The organism is Oleiphilus sp. HI0043 (assembly GCF_001634935.1).
This window is the reverse complement of sequence record NZ_LWEY01000678.1, coordinates 1-1,022: the sequence shown is the minus strand read 5'-3', so window position 1 is coordinate 1,022 and position 1,022 is coordinate 1. Positions and strand designations below refer to the sequence as shown.

At 44.3% G+C, this 1,022-nt stretch carries 2 protein-coding genes; both read left to right on the top strand.

Annotated features, from left to right (window positions below; genetic code table 11):
• A partial coding sequence (locus tag A3729_RS08145; protein ID WP_156497790.1) for a plastocyanin/azurin family copper-binding protein occupies window positions 1-508 on the top strand: 508 nt, incomplete at its 5' end.
• Between the two features lie 103 nt (window positions 509-611).
• A partial coding sequence (locus tag A3729_RS08140) for a manganese efflux pump (protein WP_231877385.1) occupies window positions 612-1,022 on the top strand: 411 nt, incomplete at its 3' end.

The following is a 1,022-nucleotide window of genomic DNA, read 5'->3' as shown; positions in this document are numbered from 1 at the left end:
CAAAATGATGCAAGAAAAGCATATGGGCGATACAGGAGGCCACGGTCACATGGGCGGTGAAATGAAGGAAGGTATGCATGGCGGACATCATGGAGAGGAACATGGCGCTCATGGTGGACACCATGGCGGGTCATTGGCGGGTAATCCTGGACAAGAAAATGATGTAGACCGAGTGATAAATGTTGAAGCGAACGATGCGATGCGCTTTGTCCATAAACCGTTCAATATTAAAAATGGTGAAACCATTAAGTTTGTGATCTCCAACAAAGGCGCAGTGCCGCATGAGTTCGCCATTGGTACTAAGGATGAGCATATGGAGCACGGGAAAATGATGATGAATAACCCGAATATGCATCACGGTCCGGGTGGTAATGCCATTACTGTCGCACCTGGAAAAACCGAAACGCTCATCTGGACATTCGAAGAAGCTTGGGAAGTAGAGGCTGCCTGCAATATTCCGGGTCATTACCAAGCGGGAATGCACAGCCCGGTAAAGTTTCGACCATAGAAACAAGAAATATAAATCCCGTTGAGAAATCCATTTAACACACTAACATCTAGGTTTTGTATACTTCTCAACCCAAATATAGTTGAACTAAGGGTTCGTTTTGTTGGCATTGTTACTTCTGGCAATCGCGTTAAGTATGGATGCGTTTGCTGTGTCTATTGGTTTAGGTTCAAAAAAAACGGTCGGCACACTAAAGCTTGCCACAATGTGCGCTATTTACTTCGGCCTTTTTCAGGGCCTTATGCCCCTTATTGGTTTTATAGGAGGTAAAGGTGTTCTCGTTTTTGCTGAAACCTATGCTCCCTGGGTATCGTTTATATTGCTTTTGATTATTGGTATTAAGATGATCTATGAAGCGCTTATTACTGGTGAAGAGAATGTCCCTTCTCATATAAGTCATCGTGCTATGTTCATTCTAGGTATTGCCACCAGTATCGACGCAATGGCGGCGGGCTTTTCCTTGACTTTGCTGAACGTTAACGGATTTCTAGCCTGTGCTTTCATAGCTATAACC